Annotated in this window: 20 protein-coding genes; 1 reads left to right on the forward strand and 19 read right to left on the reverse strand. The window is 52.0% G+C overall.

What is annotated here, in order from left to right; translation table 11 throughout:
• The first annotated feature begins 91 nt into the window (after positions 1-91).
• Positions 92-1,777, forward strand: a complete 1,686-nt coding sequence (murJ, locus tag KJY78_RS01870; RefSeq protein ID WP_214336810.1) for a murein biosynthesis integral membrane protein MurJ — start codon at positions 92-94, stop codon at positions 1,775-1,777.
• Here the strand turns inward: murJ and KJY78_RS01875 are convergent.
• From KJY78_RS01875 to KJY78_RS01965, 19 genes are all read right to left on the reverse strand, one after another.
• On the reverse strand, positions 1,774-3,468 hold the full coding sequence (locus KJY78_RS01875; RefSeq protein WP_348771156.1) for a ribonuclease J: 1,695 nt from the start codon (positions 3,466-3,468) through the stop codon (positions 1,774-1,776). The two genes, murJ and KJY78_RS01875, sit on opposite strands and share 4 nt — an antisense overlap.
• Positions 3,469-3,584: 116 nt before the next feature.
• On the reverse strand, positions 3,585-4,262 hold the full coding sequence (locus tag KJY78_RS01880) for a dihydrofolate reductase (protein ID WP_214336811.1): 678 nt from the start codon (positions 4,260-4,262) through the stop codon (positions 3,585-3,587).
• A 3-nt stretch (positions 4,263-4,265) separates the two neighbouring features.
• On the reverse strand, positions 4,266-5,078 hold the full coding sequence (locus tag KJY78_RS01885) for a thymidylate synthase (RefSeq protein WP_214336813.1): 813 nt from the start codon (positions 5,076-5,078) through the stop codon (positions 4,266-4,268).
• A 41-nt stretch (positions 5,079-5,119) separates the two neighbouring features.
• A complete protein-coding gene (locus KJY78_RS01890; protein ID WP_214336815.1) occupies positions 5,120-5,809 on the reverse strand; it encodes a methionine ABC transporter permease in 690 nt (229 codons plus the stop codon).
• On the reverse strand, positions 5,809-6,852 hold the full coding sequence (locus tag KJY78_RS01895; RefSeq protein WP_214336816.1) for a methionine ABC transporter ATP-binding protein: 1,044 nt from the start codon (positions 6,850-6,852) through the stop codon (positions 5,809-5,811). Before KJY78_RS01895 ends, KJY78_RS01890 begins: the two co-directional genes overlap by 1 nt.
• Before the next feature lie 77 nt (positions 6,853-6,929).
• Entirely contained in the window at positions 6,930-7,844 is a 915-nt protein-coding gene (locus KJY78_RS01900) for a MetQ/NlpA family ABC transporter substrate-binding protein (protein ID WP_214336817.1), read from the reverse strand.
• A 187-nt stretch (positions 7,845-8,031) separates the two neighbouring features.
• A complete protein-coding gene (locus KJY78_RS06775) occupies positions 8,032-8,886 on the reverse strand; it encodes a restriction endonuclease subunit S (RefSeq protein ID WP_348771165.1) in 855 nt (284 codons plus the stop codon).
• A 176-nt stretch (positions 8,887-9,062) separates the two neighbouring features.
• A complete protein-coding gene (locus KJY78_RS01910; protein ID WP_214336819.1) occupies positions 9,063-9,665 on the reverse strand; it encodes a hypothetical protein in 603 nt (200 codons plus the stop codon).
• Positions 9,665-11,017 (reverse strand): M16 family metallopeptidase, encoded by a 1,353-nt coding sequence (locus KJY78_RS01915; RefSeq protein ID WP_214336820.1) that lies wholly within the window; start codon positions 11,015-11,017, stop codon positions 9,665-9,667. The genes KJY78_RS01910 and KJY78_RS01915 overlap by 1 nt, the downstream gene beginning before the upstream one ends.
• Positions 11,018-11,097: 80 nt before the next feature.
• Positions 11,098-11,304 carry a hypothetical protein gene (locus KJY78_RS01920; protein WP_214336821.1) on the reverse strand — a complete coding sequence of 69 codons (207 nt, stop codon included), beginning with the start codon at positions 11,302-11,304 and terminating at the stop codon, positions 11,098-11,100.
• A gap of 21 nt (positions 11,305-11,325) precedes the next feature.
• A complete protein-coding gene (locus KJY78_RS01925) occupies positions 11,326-11,916 on the reverse strand; it encodes a hypothetical protein (RefSeq protein WP_214336823.1) in 591 nt (196 codons plus the stop codon).
• A 253-nt stretch (positions 11,917-12,169) separates the two neighbouring features.
• Positions 12,170-12,385, reverse strand: a complete 216-nt coding sequence (locus tag KJY78_RS01930; protein ID WP_214336825.1) for a hypothetical protein — start codon at positions 12,383-12,385, stop codon at positions 12,170-12,172.
• Positions 12,386-12,668: 283 nt separating this feature from the next.
• Positions 12,669-14,912: a polyribonucleotide nucleotidyltransferase gene (locus KJY78_RS01935; RefSeq protein ID WP_214336827.1), complete on the reverse strand. Its 2,244-nt coding sequence runs from the start codon at positions 14,910-14,912 to the stop codon at positions 12,669-12,671.
• Positions 14,913-15,148: 236 nt separating this feature from the next.
• Positions 15,149-16,735, reverse strand: a complete 1,587-nt coding sequence (serA, locus tag KJY78_RS01940) for a phosphoglycerate dehydrogenase (protein WP_214336829.1) — start codon at positions 16,733-16,735, stop codon at positions 15,149-15,151.
• A 13-nt stretch (positions 16,736-16,748) separates the two neighbouring features.
• Positions 16,749-17,117, reverse strand: a complete 369-nt coding sequence (locus KJY78_RS01945; protein ID WP_214336830.1) for a hypothetical protein — start codon at positions 17,115-17,117, stop codon at positions 16,749-16,751.
• A 2-nt stretch (positions 17,118-17,119) separates the two neighbouring features.
• Positions 17,120-17,578, reverse strand: a complete 459-nt coding sequence (locus tag KJY78_RS01950) for a hypothetical protein (RefSeq protein WP_214336832.1) — start codon at positions 17,576-17,578, stop codon at positions 17,120-17,122.
• Between the two features lie 81 nt (positions 17,579-17,659).
• On the reverse strand, positions 17,660-18,685 hold the full coding sequence (ilvC, locus tag KJY78_RS01955) for a ketol-acid reductoisomerase (protein WP_214336834.1): 1,026 nt from the start codon (positions 18,683-18,685) through the stop codon (positions 17,660-17,662).
• Between the two features lie 48 nt (positions 18,686-18,733).
• On the reverse strand, positions 18,734-19,246 hold the full coding sequence (ilvN, locus tag KJY78_RS01960) for an acetolactate synthase small subunit (RefSeq protein WP_214336836.1): 513 nt from the start codon (positions 19,244-19,246) through the stop codon (positions 18,734-18,736).
• Positions 19,246-21,036: an acetolactate synthase large subunit gene (locus KJY78_RS01965; protein ID WP_214336838.1), complete on the reverse strand. Its 1,791-nt coding sequence runs from the start codon at positions 21,034-21,036 to the stop codon at positions 19,246-19,248. Before KJY78_RS01965 ends, ilvN begins: the two co-directional genes overlap by 1 nt.
• Positions 21,037-21,059 lie beyond the last annotated feature (23 nt).

Raw genomic sequence — 21,059 nt, forward strand, 5'->3', positions numbered from 1 at the left:
CATCTAGATTACCCGAGAATACTGCTATCACTTTGTAAAACTTTCGCAAAACCTAATTTATCGACAGATTCGGCATAAATACGGTTCTTATTTGGCAAAAAGTAGTATTCTTAGCGCGATGAGTCGTTCAAGTTTTTCTCGCGCCAGCATAATGATTGCCGGGGGCACAATGCTCTCCCGGGTACTCGGGCTAATCCGCCAAATGCTTATGGTTTTTGCGATCGGGTCGCTCGGCTTCAGCGCGAACGCATACGTCACCGCTGGCAGAGTGCCCTACCTTATTTATACCCTTGTAATCTCGGGCGCGCTTACAGCGGTGCTCGTGCCGCAGATAACAAAAGCGGCAATGGCGAAAGATCGCGGGCAGGCATACATCCAAAAGCTGCTTACGGTCACAGTTGTTGCTGGCGCAGTTCTCACAATCGCCTGTGCGCTAATTGCGCCCGTGCTAATTGCTACGATGACCCCCGGCTGGAGCGCCGAGCACCGCCAGCTTGCGGTGTATTTTGCGCTCTGGCTTACCCCGCAGGTGTTCTTTTTTGCGCTCTACACGGTTGCTGGCGAGGTGCTCAATGCCCGCTCCCTGTTTGGTCCCTACGCCTGGACTCCGGCACTCAATAACGCCTTCCATATTACCGGACTGCTAGTTTTCTGCTGGGTTTTTGGCTCCGATCCCGACGGCACCGCGAGCATGGCACGCTGGAATACGCTCGGGCAGTTTCTGGTGGCGGGCACTGCAACCCTGGGCGTTGCAAGCCAGGCACTGGTGCTGTTCCTATTCTTCAAGCGAGCGGATATTAAATTCCGCTTCGATTTCAACTGGCGAGGCGTGGGGCTTAGTGACGCCAGCAAAATTGCATCCTGGACTCTCGGATCCGTTGCTCTTGCGCAAATTCTCGGGCTCTATCAGGCCACCGCAATGAACCGCGCAAGCGCTTCTGAAATAGGTCTTGCCGCAAGCGAGTTCGCGCAGCTGATTTTTATTCTGCCGCACGCAATTATCGTGGTTTCAGTGGTTATGGCATCGTTCACGAGAATGAGCGAAAACGCAAACGCCGGTGATTTCACGGCGCTCAAACACGCGCTGTCACGCACGCTCACCCTCACAATCAGCAGCACGGCAATCTGCGCGGCGGTTTTAGCCGTGCTCTCCTTAGAAATCAGCCGGATTCTGCAACCCACCGCGCTGCCAAACACGGTTGCAAACGTGGCGCTGATGCTGTTTATAACGGTGCTGGGACTCACTCCGTTCAGCACGCTGTACGTGCTCAACCGGGGATTTTTCGCGCTGAGCAACACCCGCACCCCGTTTTTCGTGAACCTCGTGCACACAATTTGCACCGCTATTTTCACGGCCGCAACATTCCTCTGGCCAAGCAAATACACCGCAATCCTGATCACGCTCAGCTACGCCGTTTCTTGTGTCGCACAGGCGGGCGCAACATTTATGCTACTGCGAGAACTAATCGGCTCAATCGGCGGCAGGGCGATCACGCACAATATCTGCAAAACCCTGGCAGCAACAGCCGTTAGCGTGATCTGCGGGCTGCTAACCCTGCTGGGAATGCGGCTGCGGCTATCTCCAGACACTATCCCAGCTGCCACAAACGAATACGATTTGAGCATACTGAGCACGGTTACTTTTACGCCCGCGCTTATCAGTGCAGGCGCGGTTACAGCCGTAATGTTTGCCAGCTACGCAGTAGCGCTGCTGGCGCTGCGGCATCCGCTCGCCACCGCCGCTAAAGAAAAAATAACGGCAAGATTTAAACGCTAGTCGATTACAACAACAACCGGCATAATAACCGCCCTGCGCCTGAGCTTCATGCCTAGCCAGCGCCCGAGCACCTGACGCATCTGCTTTTGCAGCGCTTTTCTGTCGCGCTCCCCCGCAGCAAGCTCTTTTTCTAGCGCTTTAATAAGCTGCGGTTTAATCTCGTCAAACACGCGAGCCTCCTCAGCCACGCCGCGCGCGTGAATTTCCAGGCTATTAACAAGCTTGCCAGTTTTTGCCGAAACAACCGCAATGGCTGAAACAAAGCCCTCGCTGCCGAGCGTCATACGGGTTTGCAGGTCGTGTTCGGTTATTTTACCAACGCTCTTACCGTCAATGTACATTGATTCTGTTTCAATTTTGCCCACTATTTTTGCAACCCCGGCGCGCAAATCAACAACGCTACCGTTTTCGCAGATCAGTGCGCGCTCGGGCGAAATGCCCGTCTGGATGGCAAGGCTCGCATTTGCCACAAGGTGACGATATTCGCCATGAATTGGCATCACATTCTTGGGCTTAATAATGTTATAGCAGTAGAGCAGCTCACCGGCGGCAGCATGACCGGAAACGTGCACTTTTGCGTTGCCCTTGTGCACAACGTTGCAACCCATGCGCACAAGCCCGTCAATAACCCTAAACACCGCGTTTTCATTGCCCGGAATCAGGCTCGACGCCAGAATAACCGTGTCATCTTTGCCCGGCACAACACGGTGATCGCCCTTTACCATACGGCTTAAAACGGCCATCGGCTCGCCTTGCGAGCCAGTTGACATATAAACAAGATACTCGTCTGGCACATCCGCCGCCTGCGCCTCGCTAATTAGAATCCCCTTGGGAACTCGCAAATAGCCCAGATCGGCGGCAATTTTCATGTTTCGCACCATCGACCTGCCCAGCAGCACAACCTGCCGATCGTTTGCTTGCGCCGCGTCTAGCACCTGCTGCACCCGGTGCACGTGGCTTGAGAAGCTGACCACAATAACCTTACCAATAGTGCGCGAAACAACCTGCTCAAGAACCGGCCCGATTTCTTTTTCAAGCGGGGTAAAGCCCGGCACATCGGCGTTGGTGCTGTCCGCCTGGAATAGATCGACTCCCTCCTCGCCGAGCTTTGCAAAAGCGCGCAGATCCGTGATCCGCCCGTCCAGCGGCAACTGGTCCATCTTAAAGTCGCCGGTGGCAAGCACAAGCCCCGCAACCGTGCGGATCGCCACTGCAAGCGCGTCAGGAATTGAATGGTTAACCGCAACAAATTCAAGCTCAAAACCGGCGAGCTTCGTGGTTTCTCCCGCGGCAACAACGTGCATTTTTGGCGTTAGTCGGTGCTCTTTACACTTTGCCTGCAGCAGAGCCAGTGTTAGCTGCGAGCCGTAGAGAGGAATATCCTGTCGCATTTTCAGCAAATACGGCACCCCGCCAATATGGTCTTCGTGCCCGTGCGTCAGCACAATGCCAACGATATCGTTAAGCCTGTCTTCAAGCTTTGCAATATCTGGCAGAATCAGGTCAATGCCGGGCTGCTCTTCTTCAGGAAACAGCACCCCGCAGTCTACTATCAAGATTTTACCGTTCAGCTCGTACACGGTCATGTTACGACCAACCTCACCGAGACCGCCGAGCGGATACGTGCGCAGGGTGTTTTTGGTAAGCTTCGGCGGAATGCCGTTATTCTTTTCGGTTGCTATGTTTAACACAGTTAATTTTCTCCTACTGTTTTCTTTCTGTTGCTGCGCAAACTATTAGCTTCATAAACAGTTACTGTTTCTAATTAGCTGCGACTTTTAAGTCATAAACCTTGTGATCTGTCAAGCTATTTTCTACGCCAGAGCGTAAACACGCAGGCGGCATCATTAGCCGCCTGCGCAAATGCCAGTTGCGACCAGCTGCCATCTAGCTCAGGCGCGTATGTATCCGCACCGTCAATCTCCAGTCGCAACTGGGTTAGCGCCGCAATATCACAGCGCTCAAGCACGTCTTTATACAGTTTACCACCGCCTATTATCCAGGTTGGCACATCTGCGCTTAAACGCAAGGCTGTGGCGAGTGACTTAACCGTTATAGCGCCCGGAAAATCCGCCTGCTCGCGGCCAGTTAGCACGTAATTATCGCGCTCTGGCAGCGGACGATATGCTGCGGGCAGAGATTCCCAGGTGCGCCGCCCCATAATCACCGCAGTGTTTTTTGTGAGCTTTGAAAACCAGCGCAGGTCGGCGGGCACGTGCCAGGGCATCTGACCGCCGCGCCCGATTGCACCACCGCCGGGAGTTTCACGCCACGATGCTGCTACCCCAGCAGCCTGCGCCCAAATCGCGCCAAGACCACGACCGAGCTCGCACCTGATTAACTCTGCCAGATCTGCGCTGCTGTGCTCCGGAATATTTGCCACCAGATCGCGGCGGATCGAGCCGCCAAGCTCTAAGCTGTTATGACTCGGGGCATTTAACCCCGAGCCGGTTGCATCCGCCACAGAAAACCCAGAACCCACCATAGCTTAAACCGCAACAGGAGCTTTAATAGCGTCGTGGTGTTTATAACCAACAAGCTCAAAATCAGTGTATTCGTAATCAAAAATGCTGTCTCTGAGAGTTATTTTAAGCTGCGGATACGGATACGGCTCGCGCGCCAGCTGGGTTTTCACCTGCTCAATATGGTTATTGTAAATGTGGCAGTCGCCACCCGTCCAGACAAACTCGCCCGACTCAAGCCCGATTTGCTGCGCCAGCATTAGAGTCAGCAGCGCATAGCTTGCGATATTAAAGGGAACCCCGAGAAACATATCGGCTGAGCGCTGGTACAGCTGGCACGAGAGCTTGCCAGCTGCAACGTAGAACTGAAAAAAAGCGTGACACGGAGCCAGCGCCATGCTGTCCAGATCCGCCACATTCCAGGCGCTCACAATGTGCCTGCGCGAGTTTGGATCCTGCCGCAGGCTCTCAACGAGCTTTGCGATCTGGTCGATGCTGCCGCCGTTGGGAGTTGGCCAGCTGCGCCACTGCACCCCGTACACTGGCCCGAGCTCGCCACTCGCATCGGCCCACTCGTTCCAGATGGTAACGCCGTTATCGGTCAGAAACCGGGTGTTGCTGTGACCCTTCAAAAACCACAGCAACTCCACGGCAACCGACTTAAAATGCACCCGCTTAGTTGTTATCAGCGGGAAACTCTCTGCCAAATCGAAGCGGATCTGCCTGCCAAAGACGCTGCGCGTGCCGGTGTTGGTGCGATCCGCCTTTAGAACCCCGGTTTCTAAAACCTCGCGTAACAGATCTTCGTACGGAGTGTTTATGCTGTGGTGTTCTGTCATGGCTTCCCTCACTAAATAAGGCGGCAGGTATTCTTACAATTTTACCGCCTCAACAGTTTACGTGCCAGCGCATTACCGAGCTGTTGCACAATTTGCACGATCAGAATTACCGCGAGCACTGCCGCCCAGGTAACCCACGGGTTAAACTGGCGGTAGCCGTGCTGCAGGGCGAAGTTGCCAAGACCGCCGCTGCCGATTAGCCCGGCCATCGCGGTCATATCGATCACCGCGATAATGGCAAAGGTGTAGCCGAGCACGAGCGAGCCCAGCGCCTCGGGAATTAGCACCGTGAAAATAATTCGCAGCGGGCTTGCGCCCAGCGCTCTGGCGGCCTCAATCGTGCCGCTAGGAACCGTGAGCAGGTTCTGCTCAACAAGCCTGCCGATGCCAAAGGCGCACGCGAACACGAGCGAGAAAATAAGCGCCTTATCGCCTATTCCCACACCCACGATAACGCGCGCAAGAGGCTGCAACAGAGCGATCAAAATAATAAACGGGATCGGTCTAAAAAAGTTCACAATAAAGTTCATAAGCGCGTACACCGTGCGGTTTTCGAGCACCGCTCCCCGCCTGGTAACAGTCAGCACAACGCCTATTAGCAAACCAAAAATGCCGCCCAGAATCATCGCAACACTCACGTAGTGCAGTGTTTGCAAAACCGCTTCAATAAACTTTCCTGAGTTTACAAGCTCAAGCAGCGTGTCTAATTTTTCTGATGTTATAAGAATCATTACGCCAGCACCTCCAACTCTGTGACCTTGTGAAGAGCTGCAATTGCGCTCTTAACAGAGTCTGTTTCACCTATTAGCTCGAGCATTAATTTGCCAAAACTACGCTCGCCAACGCTCGTAATTCCGCCGTGTACAATACTCACACCCACCCCGAGCTCTGCTAGCACGTTAAACACAAGGGGTTGATCAACGTCACCGTCGCGCATTGTGACGGTGACGAGTTTGCCACGGTGTTTTTCTTTTAACAGCTCTATGTGTTTTTGATCGGGGGTTGTTGGCATCGCCGTTGCAACAAAACGTTTTGTTGTGTAACTTTTCGCGTTTGCAAAAACGTCAAAAACGTTACCCTGCTCAATAATTCTGCCCTGCTCCATAACCGTAACCCGGTGCGCGATTTCACGCACAACTTCCATTTCGTGCGTCACCAGAATAATCGTCACCCCAAACTCGCGATTAACCCTCGCCAGCAGACGCAGCACATCCTGGCTGGTTTCCGGATCCAGCGCGCTGGTAGCCTCATCCGCCAGTAAAACCTCGGGATTTGTGGCCAGTGCGCGCGCAATGCCGACGCGCTGTTTCTGCCCGCCCGAAAGCTGCTCGGTATAAGTGTCAATTTTATCGGCGAGACCCACGAACTCGAGCATTTCAAGCGCTTTTAAGCGGCGAGCTTTCACGTTTAGCCTGTTTCTGCTATCGGTTGTGAGCGGATACTCAACATTTTTGCCGACCGTTTTTGAATGAAACAGGTTGAACTGTTGAAATATCATGCCGATATTGTGGCGCTCCTGCCGCAGCTCGGACTCTTTCATGGTGACGATATTTGCGCTGTCACCGACCGTGATGAAGCCGCTGTCGGCGCGTTCCAGCCCATTAATAAGACGCAGCAGCGTTGATTTGCCAGCTCCTGAATAGCCGATAATCGCGTGAATCTCACCCGCCGCAATATCAATGCTCACGTTGTCAACAGCGGGGGTTTTCTCGCCCGCCCGATTTTTATTTTCCCCGTATGTTTTTGAAACATCGGATATCACAACTCGTGACATTTATTTACTCTCTGCTCTAAACTCGCTCAAAAAACAGGGCGGGCGGCAGTAAGACAGCTCCCGCCCGCAATTTTTAGTTAGGATTTTTTATTGCGAATATCCTGCTGTACTTTTTTCAAAGACTCGCGCAGCTCGCTAGCAGGCACCTTCAAGGTCACAGCGCTACCGTCGGAGGCTTTCAAAAGTTCCTCCTGCACCTCTTTACTGTTTTGATAGATCTCAACGAGTTTTTTGTAGGTTGGGTTGTCGGCGTCTTGAGCCCGCGCGGTGAAGTGATTCACGTACGGCAACGCGCTCGGGTCGCTCGGATCATCGCCAAACAGTGCGTCATCAAATTTAAGACCTGCTTTAGCAACAAAGTCATTGTTGATAACAGCGCCGGCAAGATCGTTTAACGAGCTCGCTGTTAGGGTTGCGTCAATCTCGCGCACCTTTACCTTAGACTCTTCTTTAAGAATATCGTCAAGGTTGGAGAAAATACTGCCGCCGTTTTTAAGCTTCAAAAGTTTCGCCTGCTGCAGCACAAGTAGCGCACGCGCCCTGTTTGACTCGTCGTTAGGGATTGCGATTTCACCGCCGGCTGGAATCTCAGCGACGCTCTTATACTTTGTAGAATACAGCGAAAGCGGGAAAATCGCTGTTGAACCAATCGGCACCAGCGTGTCGTTAGCAGACTCGTTGTAGGCTGCCAGGTAAGCATTGTGCTGGAACTGGTTCAGGTCAATTTCGCCCGCGCTCAAAGCCGGGTTTGGCTGATTGTAGTCGCTGAAATCAACCAGCTTAACTTCGATGCCCTCTTTTTTAGCGGCATCAATGAACTTTTGCCAGTGCGGATCGCTCGCACCGACGGTGCCTATTTTCACCGTTTTTGTTGCGCTCTCATTACTGCCAGCGCCTTCAGATTTCGCATCGTTTGTGCCCGAGCATCCGCTCAAAACCAGTGCGCACACAGCAGCCGCAGCTGTTAGGCCGATTACTTTTTTGAATCCCATTTTTAACTCCTGTTAAACCGTTTTCCCCCTAAATCAGGGGCTTGTAACAATTATGAACGAGGTTTATTCAAGAGTCATAATTTTCTGTAACACTGCGTAACACTTCGCCGCCAGCGTTAACTCTCCAGCACGATTGCAGAGATATATTACAGCTACCACCAACGGCCTAATTCTTATAGAATAAGTGCTACATACGTTCCTCAAAATATTTCAGAACATTATCAACCTGTTTTTGCTCAATATTTTTGACGAAGTTTTCCATGTAAGACCAGTTAGAGTCACCGTTTTTGTCTATAGGAAGCATTATTTTTTGACGCTTAATTCTTGTTTGGCTGAATTTATACCCGTATCCATATTTTGAATCAGATCTATTCTCAATTGATGTTTTCAAGAATAATCCCACTTCCTTATTTATACGGCGATTATCTTTTCCACGTATTTTTTCAACATGATCTGTTGCGATGAAATCACTTCCTTGATATGAAACATAACCTATTGTTGCACTATCAACCGTTAGAACCCCACCTTTTTCTGTAGGTAAATTATCATAAAATCCCTCTAATCCGTTATTTGTAGCTGCGCAAGTTATTCTCGGTATCAGTCCATTTTTATTCAGCTTAGACGGATGTGTGGTAATTGTGCCACGAACTTCAAAAACACCGTCAACTCCACCAATAAAAAATTCTCCCCATTCAACGTCTGTGAGCATTTCAGGACAAAGAAACAAATCGAGCAGTCTCTTTTCATAGTATCCCTTCAACTCCTGTCGTTGTTTATTTTTTCTTTCTCTAATGTATTCTTGCATGAAATGCCAGTTGGGGTGACCGTCTTTGTATGCGGGAAGCATAATCTTATCTCTTGCCAGCCTATTTACTCTGAGTTGTTTCCCGTATGAATATTTACAACTTAGCACATTCAATCTTGAAGTAAGGAACAAATAAATTTCATCACTAAATACGCCATTTTGTAAAACAGTTATATTATCGTCGCACTTAAACTCGCCTTTTTGAAAAAATGCATTTCCGAACATATCAATAGTTATAGCTTTATTATGCTACTTCCCTGTGCCGAAAAGTCGCTCAAACCAACGCTCTTCAGCATATCCCACACTAAAAGATCTGTCGTCTTCTCTTTTTTAGGCATACCGCGCTCCCCTCAATAGCTCCCGGTGGTTTTAATGTCAACTCAAACACAACCCCGTTTACTACAGACACCCGATTAACTACCAATTATATCTGACTTAATCTCAATGGCGCGGCGGATCGCACTGCGTGCCGCGGCATACTCGCCCGCGGCGCGCAACACAATGCCGTAGCGCTGCTGCGCCTGCCAGTTATCGGGCTGCTGCTGCGCTATTTCGCGCAACTCTGGCAGCGCCGCCAGCGCGTCCGCGCGATTGACGCGCCCGCTGTTATCGACGCGAATCTGCAGATCCACAACCCCGCCCTGCGCGTCCAGCTCTGCTGACAGTTTGCTTGCCCGGTAGCCGAATTTCAGCTCCTGATACAGCCCCCACAGCGCGATCAGGCTCAGCACGGCAAGACCCGCGGACATCAGCACCCCGACAATACTGCCCGAGCTGGACAGCACAACCGTACGGTACAGCACACCGCCTATATAAACGAGCAAAAGCACCGCCATTATTGGCACAGCGGCAAATTTAAGGCGGTGTTGGCGCGGTTGTGCAGCCAGCCCGCTGTTTTTAGCCCTCGCGTCAGCTATGCCCGAATTTGCACTCTCAGAGCTGGTTGCCGGCAGTTTTGTAACCTGCGGATCGGTTGCCCCCGGGGTTGCAAACTCCCCTTCAGCATTGCGCGACACTATTTAACCAATCCGGCGCGCGCAATATCGCCCACGGCAACCGTTGTGCTTAAGCCGCCCAGCAGGTATCCCGCAAGTTCTGTGATGTCGGCTTTGCTAACCGCTGCGATCCGCTCCTGTGCCGTGTCAAGATCCCAGAACTCTCCCGAACCCAATTCTGCCCGCGCGAGTCTGGCCATTCTTGTTTCTGAGCTCTCAAGCGCAAGCGCGGCGGATCCGCCAAGCTGCCCCACAGCACGCGCGAGTTCAGCATCGCTCACGGGCTCAGAAGCGATTTTTTCTAGCTCGGTTTTAGCAATTTGGATCACCCGTGCTGCTTTTTCGGGCGCGCACGCGGCGTACATTCCGAACACTCCGCCCGCCGCATAGCTTGAGCCAAAAGAGTACGCGGTGTATGCTAGCCCGTGTTTTTCACGGATTTCTTGAAACAGCCTGCTTGACATGCCGTCTCCAAAAATCGAGTTTAACACCGAAAACGCGAAGCGCCGCGAGTCACCACGCTTTAGCCCGGGGCCGCCCAGCAGCAGGTGCACCTGCTCGCTGCTGCGCTGTATAAAGTTTGCTTCGTGCGGCGCATACTCGGGCGTGGCAACGCTTGCGCGGCGCGGTGCGGGATCCGCCACGAGCGCGCTATCCCAACTCTCACCGGCGGCTGCCACCGATGAGCTAACCTGTTTTACAAACTCCTCGTGATCAACAGCTCCCGCGGCCGTGACAACAAGCTGCGCCGGGGTGTAGTGCTGCTGATAGTGCTGCCAAACGCTCTGCCTGTTTGCGGCGCGGATAATTTCGGGAGTTCCCCCTATCGGGCGGCCAAGCGCAGAATCTGGCAGCACGGTTTCAAAAAATGTTTCGTGCGCTAAATCTTCGTGATCATCCGCTGCCATTGCGAGTTCTTCAAGAATAACGCCGCGCTCAAGCTCAAATTCGCGCTCATCAAGCACGCTTGCGCACACCATATCGCTCAGCAGTGCTACAGTGTGCGCAAGATCGGTGTCGCGCACTTTTGCGTGGTAGCAGGTAAACTCTTTTGCCGTCATCGCATTGTGCTGCGCGCCCATCATGTCAAACTCTTCTGCTATCTGATAGGCGCTGCGGCTCACGGTTCCTTTAAACAGCAGGTGCTCCAAAAAATGTGTTGACCCCAGGCTGACGGGCTCTGTCGGCTTGTCTGCCTGCTCGTCTGCCGAGCCAACCCCCACCCAGTATCCCAGCGCAACGCTGCGCATACCGGAAATGTTCTCTGTGAGAATGCGCAGCCCGTTTGGTAACAGAGTGCGGCGGATCTGCACCCCGTTTAGATTAATACTGAACTCCGGTTGTAAATGCGGCAATAAAATTGGCTCTGTCATGCCCTCTAGAGTAACTAGCTAAACTGAAAATAGGAGGGTGCTAGCCAAAATCGACCAACACCCTCCCGACAGCTTAACCGCTACACTTTTCGCTCTTTCGCATCCTGATCTAATCGCCACAGACCAAACACGCAAAGAGCAGCACCGCCAGCGGCATATAGCCAGCTGTTAATATCCAACCATGTATCGCCGCTTAAAAACGATAATCTATAATACAGTGATATTAAAACCTTGAAAACAACCAGTGTCAAAAGAAATTGAAACCATATATTCGTAAAAAGTTTCATATTAAACCTCCTAGCATTAACTTAAAGTTTTCTATGACAAGCAAGTGCTGCCGCACCAAGCGATATCGCTATCCTAGCTGGTCCTCCAAGCGCTCGAACCAAAAAAGGATCAAAGATTCTAGCAACAGTTCTTGCAGTTAAACCCCAGTTCCGTGCCCTCACACCCTCTCTTATCGCGCGGAGAATTCCAGGAAACTTGCGAACACTAAACCCAAGCAGGCGGTCTCCTATACACTCTACGAACTCAGGCACTCCCATGACAGATGCTGTAGCGTATGAATTTTGTTTTTTTCCATCAAGAGAATTAACAGCGTATGCTAATGCATAAAAATCGCTAAGCTTACTTTCATAACCTGCAGCCTTTATATATGCTTCATTAACATACACTCGACCTTGATCGTTTACAGGCAGATAATGTGTGAATATAAATTCCAGATCAGAAGCAAGCTGATCTATATCTATACTTTCTTGTGTTTGAGAAGAAGCGTGCTGATAGCTATTACTCTCAAAAGTACCAGCTACAGCCACTCCAGATGTGGCGAAAACAAGCGAAGCAGTCAGTGGTACGCCGACGAGGCACTTCACCATACGCGAGTTACGTAAAATAATCATGCCCCTAGTAGTCCTTTCTTTGATAGGATATTAATAAGTCTATCGATAATTAATTTGTAGCATAAAAATCACATAAAGTCAAAATCGTTTCAAGCGCAATGTTTTCTAATCGTATCTTTCCAAACAGATCATGTTAAATGTCTGTATAAACAAAGCGGAGTCTCGCCCAGCAATAATCCGCTTTGTTTATGACCATACTAAAGACAAAAGGGGTCAACTCAAAATAAACTAGTGCTCCGTTACAAACTAAACACTAACCTTTTTTTTCTTGCGCAGAGTCCCATAATCGTTGACCTAACGGCATAGCAAACGTAGCAACAATCGCAAAGAGAACAGCGAATATCCAACTTTCCAGGTTTACCCACGTCTCACCGCTTAAAAACGGTAATCCTTGAAACACCCCAAACAGAAGTTTGAAAAAAAGCAGCGACAGAATAAAATCAAATACTGTGAGTAAAGAAATCTTCATTTTATTCTCCCCATCAACGGGCAAAATCTATAAAGCAACTTATCGTTATTGAGCAAAGCAGTATCTAACCGCCTAAAATTGCGTGAAATAATCATGTAACCAGCAGTCCCTTACTTGATAGGATATCGACGAGTCTAGATAATCTATTTATACCACAGGTAGCATAAAGTTCATAATTAACACAATCGCAACTCTACTTCAGAACTCCACCCAACAGGAACATAAACAAATACGGAGTCCCGCGTAGCAAGACTCCGTATTTGTTTAACCTGGTTACTAAGGCTTATTCAGCGCTCTCGTCGTTATCATCAGAGGCTGGCATTACCAGCGCGAGTGACAGCTTACCGCGATCATCAATCCGGCTCACCTCAACAAGCACTTTCTGACCCACGTTAAGCACCTCTTCAAGGTCATTAACGCGCTTGCCCTCGTTCAGCTTGCGCACCTCAGAAATGTGCAAAAGCCCGTCACGCCCTGGCAGCAGCGAAATAAACGCGCCGAGCCCCTCACGCAGGTTTACAACTGTGCCAAGATACTGCTCGCCAACCTCGGGGTTCTGCGGGTTCGCGATTGCGTTTACCTGCGCAACAGCCGCGTCAGCAGCGCTTGCCTGATCCGCTCCAATATAGACTGTGCCGTCATCATCAATTGAGATTTCAGCGCCCGTCTCGTCTTGGATGCCGTTAATGGTTTTACCCTTAGGACCGATCAGCTCGCCGATCTTATCAACCGGGATTTTCACGGTCACAATACGCGGCGCAGTTGGCGCCATTTCGTCAGGTTCGCTAATAGCCTCGTTAATCAGCTCAAGAATCGTGTCGCGCGCCTCTTTAGCCTGCGACAGAGCACCCACAAGCACATCCGATGGGATACCGTCAAGTTTAGTGTCAAGCTGGATCGCGGTCACAAAATCACTTGTTCCAGCAACTTTGAAGTCCATATCGCCGAGCGCATCTTCAGCGCCCAGAATATCTGTCAGGGTTGCATACCTGGTAACGCCGTCAACCTCGTCGCTCACAAGCCCCATTGCGATACCCGCAACCGGTGCGCGGAGCGGCACACCAGCATTTAGCAGCGCAAGGGTTGAAGCGCACACCGAGCCCATCGAGGTTGAGCCGTTTGATCCCAATGCCTCAGAAACCTGGCGGATCGCGTAAGGGAACTCCTCACGGCTAGGCAAAACAGGCACTAGCGCCCGCTCTGCCAAGAAACCGTGACCGATTTCCCGGCGCTTAGGGCTGCCCACGCGACCTGTCTCACCCGTTGAATAAGGTGGGAAATTGTAGTGGTGCATATAGCGCTTTGCGGTTGCAGGAGACAGCGAATCTATCTGCTGCTCCATCTTTAGCATATTCAGGGTTGTAACGCCCAGAATCTGAGTTTCACCGCGCTGGAACAGAGCCGATCCGTGCACTCTCGGAATTACCTGCACCTCAGCGTCAAGAGCCCTGATGTCGCGCAGCCCGCGCCCGTCGATCCGCGCGCCCTCTTTCAAAATGCGCGCGCGCACAATCTGCTTTGTCACCGACTTGTACGCCGCAGCAACCTGCGATAGCGCAGTTTCGGGGAGTTCTTCACACTCAACACGCGCAGTAATTTCAGCAACAACGCGCTCTTTTAGCTCGTCATCAGCCTGCTGGCGCTCCTGCTTGTCTGCGATTTTGTAAATATCTACAAGCTCTGCCGCTGCAAGCTCGGCAACAGCGTTGTACAGCTCGGTTTCGTACGGCGGGAAAACCGGATACTCAGCAAGCTCTTTGGCCGCCTGCGCCGCAAGCTCCTGCTGCGCATCCACCAGCACACTAATAAACTTCTTAGATGCTTCAAGACCCTCTGCAACAACGCTCTCATCGGGTTTACGCGCGCCGTCCTGAATCAGCTCCCAGCTGATCTCGGTCGACTCCGCCTCAACCATCATAATCGCGATGTCTTTTGAGCCGTCAGCCGCAGTAACCTGCCTTCCTGCAACAACCAGATCAAAAACGGCTTTCTCAAGCTGTTTTGCGGATGGGAAAGCAACCCACTGATCTTCTATAAACGCCATACGCACACCGCCGATTGGCCCGGAGAAAGGCAGACCTGAAATCTGGGTTGCAGCGCTGGCGGCGTTAATTGCTAGCGCGTCATAAAACTCGCCCGGAGCAATAGACAGCACAGTTACAACAATCTGCACCTCGTTGCGAAGCCCGTCAATAAACGACGGACGTAGCGGACGGTCAATCAAACGGCAAACAAGAATGGCTTCTGTGCTCGGGCGACCTTCCCTGCGGAAAAAAGAACCGGGGATTTTACCCGCAGCGTATGCGCGCTCTTCAACATCTACTGTAAGCGGAAAAAAGTCAAAGTTTTCACGAGGCTGCTTTGAAACGCTAGTAGCGCTCAACAACATTGTTTCCTCGTCTAGGTATGCAGCAACAGCTCCCTGCGCCTGCTGCGCAAGCCTGCCCGTCTCAAAACGAACAGTACGAGTGCCGAATTTGCCGTTGTCTATTACGGCTTCAGCGAATTTAATTTCAGGACCCTCCACGGATTCTCCTTATCGTTCACGAGCGCACCGGACAACTCCCGCTCCTGATCGTCAGTTGAAAACCACCTAAAACAAAGTTTTTTAAGTAATCCACAACCGAAGACCAGCAAATGCGCTCTTAAGTTTTTGTGTATTAACGGCCTATAAAGCCGGTAGGGCGATGATAGAAACTATTTCCACCATCGCCCCAAGCCTACCACCTATAACCATAAAATAACCGGTTAAAGGGCAGAGATTTAATCTTCTGTAACGTTTACCGCTTTTACAAGATCCGCCGCAATCACCTCGCGCACCTGCGCAACCTGCCCAGGCGCAACCGCACTATCCAGCGCCAAAACCGACAGCGCATGATTGCGTTTTGCATTTCTAGAAATCTGCATCCCGATAATATTAACCCCGGCTTCGCCGAGAATTGTGCCGTAGCTGGCAACAACTCCGGGACGATCCTGATACCACATAACAAGCAGGTGCGCCGATAACGGCAGCTCCAGCTCATAGCCGTTAATGCCGATTAGCTTTTCAATCTGCTTTGCGCCGGTGAGCGTGCCAGCAACTTCGATTTGTTCAGCATCGCTCGTTGCGCCACGCAAAATTATTGCGTTTCTGTAGCTGTCAGACTCGCTGGTTTTTTCAAAGCGCACCTCAATTCCCCGCTGCTGTGCAAGCAGTGGCGCGTTCACATACGAAACAGGCTCGCTCACTATTCCCGCAAGCACACCTTTTAGCGCGGCAAGGCGTAAAACCTCAACCTCGTAAGTGGCAAGCTCTCCTCGCACTTCAACCTCGAGCGACACCACAGGCGCATCCGCAATCGCGGCAAAAACCTGCCCGAGCTTCTCAGTAAGCGGCAGTCCCGGGCGCACATACGGGTCAATCACCCCGCCTGCAACGTTCACCGCATCGGGCACCAGCTCGCCCGCGAGTGCGCGCCGCACACTACGCGCAACAGACACCCCGGCTTTCTCCTGCGCCTCTGCCGTGGACGCGCCCAGGTGCGGGGTCAAATGCACCAGCGGATGCCCCACCAGTTTATTATCAACGGGCGGCTCCGCTGTGAAAACATCGAGCGCCGCCCCAGCAATCTGCCCCGCTTCAAGCGCCTCAAACAGCGCGGCTTCGTCAATTAAACCACCGCGAGCCACGTTCACAACGTAGGCGCTGCTCTGCATTGCAGCAAGCTGCTTAACGCCAATCATGCCAACGGTTTCTGACGTGCGCGGCATATGAATCGTCACAAAGTCTGCGCGCCGCACCAGCTCATCCAACGACACCAGTTGCGCGCCCAGTTGCTGCGCGCGCGCCGCTGAAACATAAGGGTCATAGGCAATCAGCTCAACGCCAAACCCTTTTAGACGCTCAGCAACCAGCCCGCCAATCCGCCCCAAACCAATAATTCCAACGGTTTTTTCGTAGAGTTCGATCCCCGTAAAAGCTGCGCGCTGCCATTTGCCAGCTGCCAAAGACGCGTGCGCCTGCGGCAGCTTGCGAGCCAGCGAGAGAATGTGCGCAACTGTGAGCTCAGCGGCGCTAATCACGTTTGAGGTTGGTGCGTTAACAACCATCACACCCGCCTGTGTGGCGGCAGCAACATCAACGTTATCAAGCCCCACTCCGGCGCGCGCAATAACCTTTAGTTTTGATGCCCAGCTCAGAGCCTCCGCGTCAATCTGGGTTGCCGACCTGACTATTACCGCGTCAGTATCCGCTATTGCACCGCGCAGCGCGTCACGATCGGTGCCGTCAATATTAACGATATTAAAACCCTCACCAAACGCGGCAACGGTTGCCGGCGAAAGTTTTTCTGCAAGAAGTATTTTATGCACTCTGTCTCTTTCTCTATGAAGCTGTAACCGGGCTTAAATAGAGTCCCTGTGGTACTAAGTATAAAAGTTCTATTTGCAAACACGAAAAACCCGCCAGCCCGCAGCACAACAGCACCGGGTAAACAAACCAGCGCGGCTTAACCGCCCGCGCATACAGTGTTACGCCCGCGGCAATAATAAGCGGCAGCGCAACCGCTAGCAGCAACAGCACCCAGCCGGCAGCAGAAACAGTTGTGCCCAGGCTCGCGGCAATGCGGATCATCCCAACCAGGTTACCAACTCCGGTTGTTGTGGCATATAAATATCCCACCAGTAGCAGCGCGGTAAGCACCGTCACAATTATTTTTTGCGGCGTAAAAACGTTTTTAGAATCTTTTTTCACGGCTAAACACCGCCCTTAAAAAACAGTGGCAGCGGCGCCAACACAACCAGACCAACAGCTAAAACAATAAAAAACAGCTTCCGCTTATTTCTGCCCCAGCACAGAAAAGCGCTCAGAAACCAGAGCGGGGTTGCAACCGCCGCCATACCGTACAGCACCAGCTGCAGGAAGGAGCCAACAACTCCCGCGGTCTGCGAGGTGAGCTGATTTAACTGGCTGTATCCTGCAACTATTACAACCCATGCCCAGCTGTAAAGCATAAAAACACCGCCAAAAACACCGCTGAGCATAACCTCAAAGCTTCTCATTTGCCCGGGTGTGCCAGCAGCCGCCTCTTCTGGCGCGGATGCGACCGTGGTGTCTAACGCGACCGCGGGTGTGTTTTTAAGAGGGTCTTTTTGCGGCACAGTTTGCTCTGTAACGCGCCAGGATCCGCTTTTCTCGGTAGTGTTTTCTGTCACAGTTTAGCCTCTGTTTGTGTTGTGCTTAAATAATAAGCGGTGGCGAGCCCACGCTGCAGCGCAAGACCCACCTCCCAGTGTTTAGCGCGCCGCAGTGCCGTCAGTGTAGTCGTCGTCTTGCAGCTGCCACGCAAATAGTTTGCGCAGCTGCACACCCGTTTTTTCAATCGGGTGCTCTTCAGCGCTGCGACGCAACTCACTAAACTCAGGCGCACCAGCGCGCTGATCAGCAATAAAGCGCTTCGCAAATTCACCGTTCTGAATATCCTGCAAAACAGCGACCATGTTCGCTTTAACCTCTGGTGTGATTACGCGCGGACCGGAAACATAGTCGCCGTACTCTGCGGTATCAGAAACAGACCAGCGCTGTTTTGCAATACCGCCCTCCCACATCAAATCAACGATTAGTTTCAGCTCGTGCAAAACCTCGAAATATGCAATTTCAGGCTGGTATCCTGCCTCTGTAAGGGTTTCAAAACCGTACTGCACAAGCTGCGAAACACCGCCGCAGAGCACTGCTTGCTCGCCGAACAGGTCGGTTTCTGTCTCCTCGGCAAAGGTTGTTTTAATAACCCCAGCTCGTGTGCCGCCAATAGCTTTTGCGTATGAAATAGCAGTCTGCCAGGCGCTGCCCGAAGCATCGGTTGCCACCGCAATAATATCTGGAATACCACGACCGGCAACAAACTCGCGGCGCACAGTGTGCCCCGGAGCTTTAGGCGCAATCAGGATCACATCAATATCGGCCGGCGCTGTAATATATCCGAAGCGGATATTAAAACCGTGCGCAAACGCGAGTGTTTTACCCGCTGCAAGATGCGGTTTAATCTCGCTGTTGTAAATCTCTGCCTGGCACTGATCCGGAGCTAAAATCATAATTAGATCCGCCCACGCGGCAGCCTCAGCAACGGTTTTTACCGTGAAGCCAGCCTCACGCGCCTTAGCGGCAGATTTAGAATCAGCGCGCAAACCAACGGTTACAGCAACCCCCGAATCGCGCAGGTTCATTGCGTGCGCGTGACCCTGCGCGCCGTAACCGATAACAGCAACTTTTTTGCCCTGGATAATGCTTAGATCAGCGTCATCATCGTAATACATTTCAGCCATGTGTAAAATCTCCTCTTTTATTATTTGACTAAGTTTAGAACAATAGCTTTAAAACTCTTTAACAGCACGCTCAGTAATAGACTTTGCACCTCGCCCCATGGCGATAAGTCCGGACTGCGCCAGCTCTTTAATACCGTAGGGCTCTAGCAGCTGCAACAGCGCCTGCACTTTAGCGCTGTCGCCGGTGATCTCAATGATCAGCGCATCCGCTGTCACATCAACTACGCTGGCGCGAAACAGGTTTACCGTTTCAATAATGTGCGAGCGCGTTTGTTTATCGCTTCGCACTTTTACGAGCACGTGCTCGCGCTGCACAGAAGACTCTGGCTTTAACTCAACAATTTTAATCACGTTGATCAGTTTATTAAGCTGTTTTGTGAGCTGCTCAAGAAGCACCGCGTCCTGATCGGCAACAACTGTAATCCGGCTGAAACCCGGAATATCTGCCGGGCCAACAGCGAGCGATTCAATATTAAAACCGCGCCTTGCAAACAAGCCCGCAACCCGGGTTAAAATACCGGGTTTATCTTCAACCAATAAACTTAAAACACTGCGTGACATTATTCCTCATCCCACTCCGGACTCATTGCCCTGGCATACTGTACCTCGCTATTTGATACGCCCTGCGGCACCATTGGCCACACCATCGCATCAGAGCTCACAATAAAATCAATCACAACCGGACGATCGTTCGTTGCAAGAGCTGTTTTAATAGCGTCGTCAATTTCTGATTCTTCAGTTACCCGCAACCCTAAACAGCCGTAGGCCTCTGCTAGCTTCACAAAATCTGGCACCATGATCCGCTCGCGCCCCGTGTTCAGTTCCGTTTGCGAGTAGCGCGAATCATAAAACAGGGTCTGCCACTGCCGCACCAGGCCGAGCGACGAATTGTTGATAACGGCAACCTTGATCGGAATATTATTTAATACGCAGGTTGCCAGCTCTTGATTTGTCATTTGGAAACAACCGTCACCGTCAATTGCCCACACAGCGCGCGCGGGCTGCGCAACTTTAGCGCCCATAGCAGCCGGCACCGCGTATCCCATAGTGCCAGCACCGCCTGAATTGAGGAAGGAATTGGGGCGCTCGTGCGGCAAAAATTGCGCACACCACATCTGGTGCTGCCCAACTCCGGACGCAAAAACACCCTCGGGGCCTGTTAGCTCGCCAATACGCGTAATTACGTGCTGCGGAGACAACAGACCGTCGCTGGTTTTTTGGTATCCGCGCGGATAGGTTTCGCGCAGCTCATTAATTCTACGCCACCACGCACTAATATCTGGTTTGCCGTGCGTTTCTTGATGCGCTTTAACAGCCTCGTAAAGATCCGCAAGAAACTCTTTAGCGTCGCCAACAATTGGCACATCCGCATACCTGATTTTTGAAATCTCGGCCGGGTCGATATCGGCGTGAATAACCTTAGCCAGCGGCGCGAAAAACTCTGCTTTACCGGTTACGCGATCGTCAAAACGCGTGCCTATCGCAATTAGCAGATCCGCCTCCTGCAGCGCCAAAACCGCCGGAACCGTGCCGTGCATACCGGGCATACCCAGATTCTGTCGGTGCGAATCGGGGAAAATACCGCGCGCCATCAGGGTGGTTACAAGCGGCACGCCGGTTAATTCTACCAGCGCTTTTAATTCCGCCGCAGCTTTTGCACGCCCCACTCCGCCGCCAACGTACAGCACGGGATTTTTAGCGGCTGCGATCAGCTCCGCAGCGGTTGTGATCTGCTTATTATTGGTGCGCGCACTGGGGCGATAGCCCACAAGATCAGTTTTACCCGTCCACACAAAATCGAGCTCGCCCTGCTGCGCGTCTTTGGTGATATCAACCAGCACCGGACCGGGCCTGCCGGTTGTTGCGATGTGATAGGCAGCTGCCAGCGCGCCAGGAATATCCGCCGCGTTTTTCACCAGAATTGAGTGTTTCGTAATTGGCATTGTAATGCCCACAATATCCACTTCCTGGAACGCGTCAGTGCCCATAAGCGTTGCAAACACCTGACCGGTTATCGTAATTAGCGACACCGAATCCATGTACGCATCGGCAATTGCGGTAACCAGGTTTGTTGCCCCCGGGCCGCTCGTTGCAACACACACGCCGGGCTTGCCAGTGGCTGCCGCATACCCTTCAGCGGCGTGGCCCGCGCCCTGCTCATGCCGCACCAAAATATGGCGCAAACCGAGTTTAGAAACGGCCAGAGCGTCGTAAAACGGCAGCAACGCGCCGCCCGGAATGCCGAAAATATCAGTTACGCCCAGTTTTGCGAGACTGTGTAAAACCGCGTCCGCGCCCGTCATGCGCTGCGCGGCTAAATCGTGGCTTAACCTCTCGTTTGTTGAATCCATCTATAATCTTTCCTAAAAACAAT

This window comes from Canibacter zhuwentaonis (assembly GCF_018531145.1).
Taxonomy (GTDB): Bacteria; Actinomycetota; Actinomycetes; order Actinomycetales; family Microbacteriaceae; genus Canibacter; species Canibacter zhuwentaonis.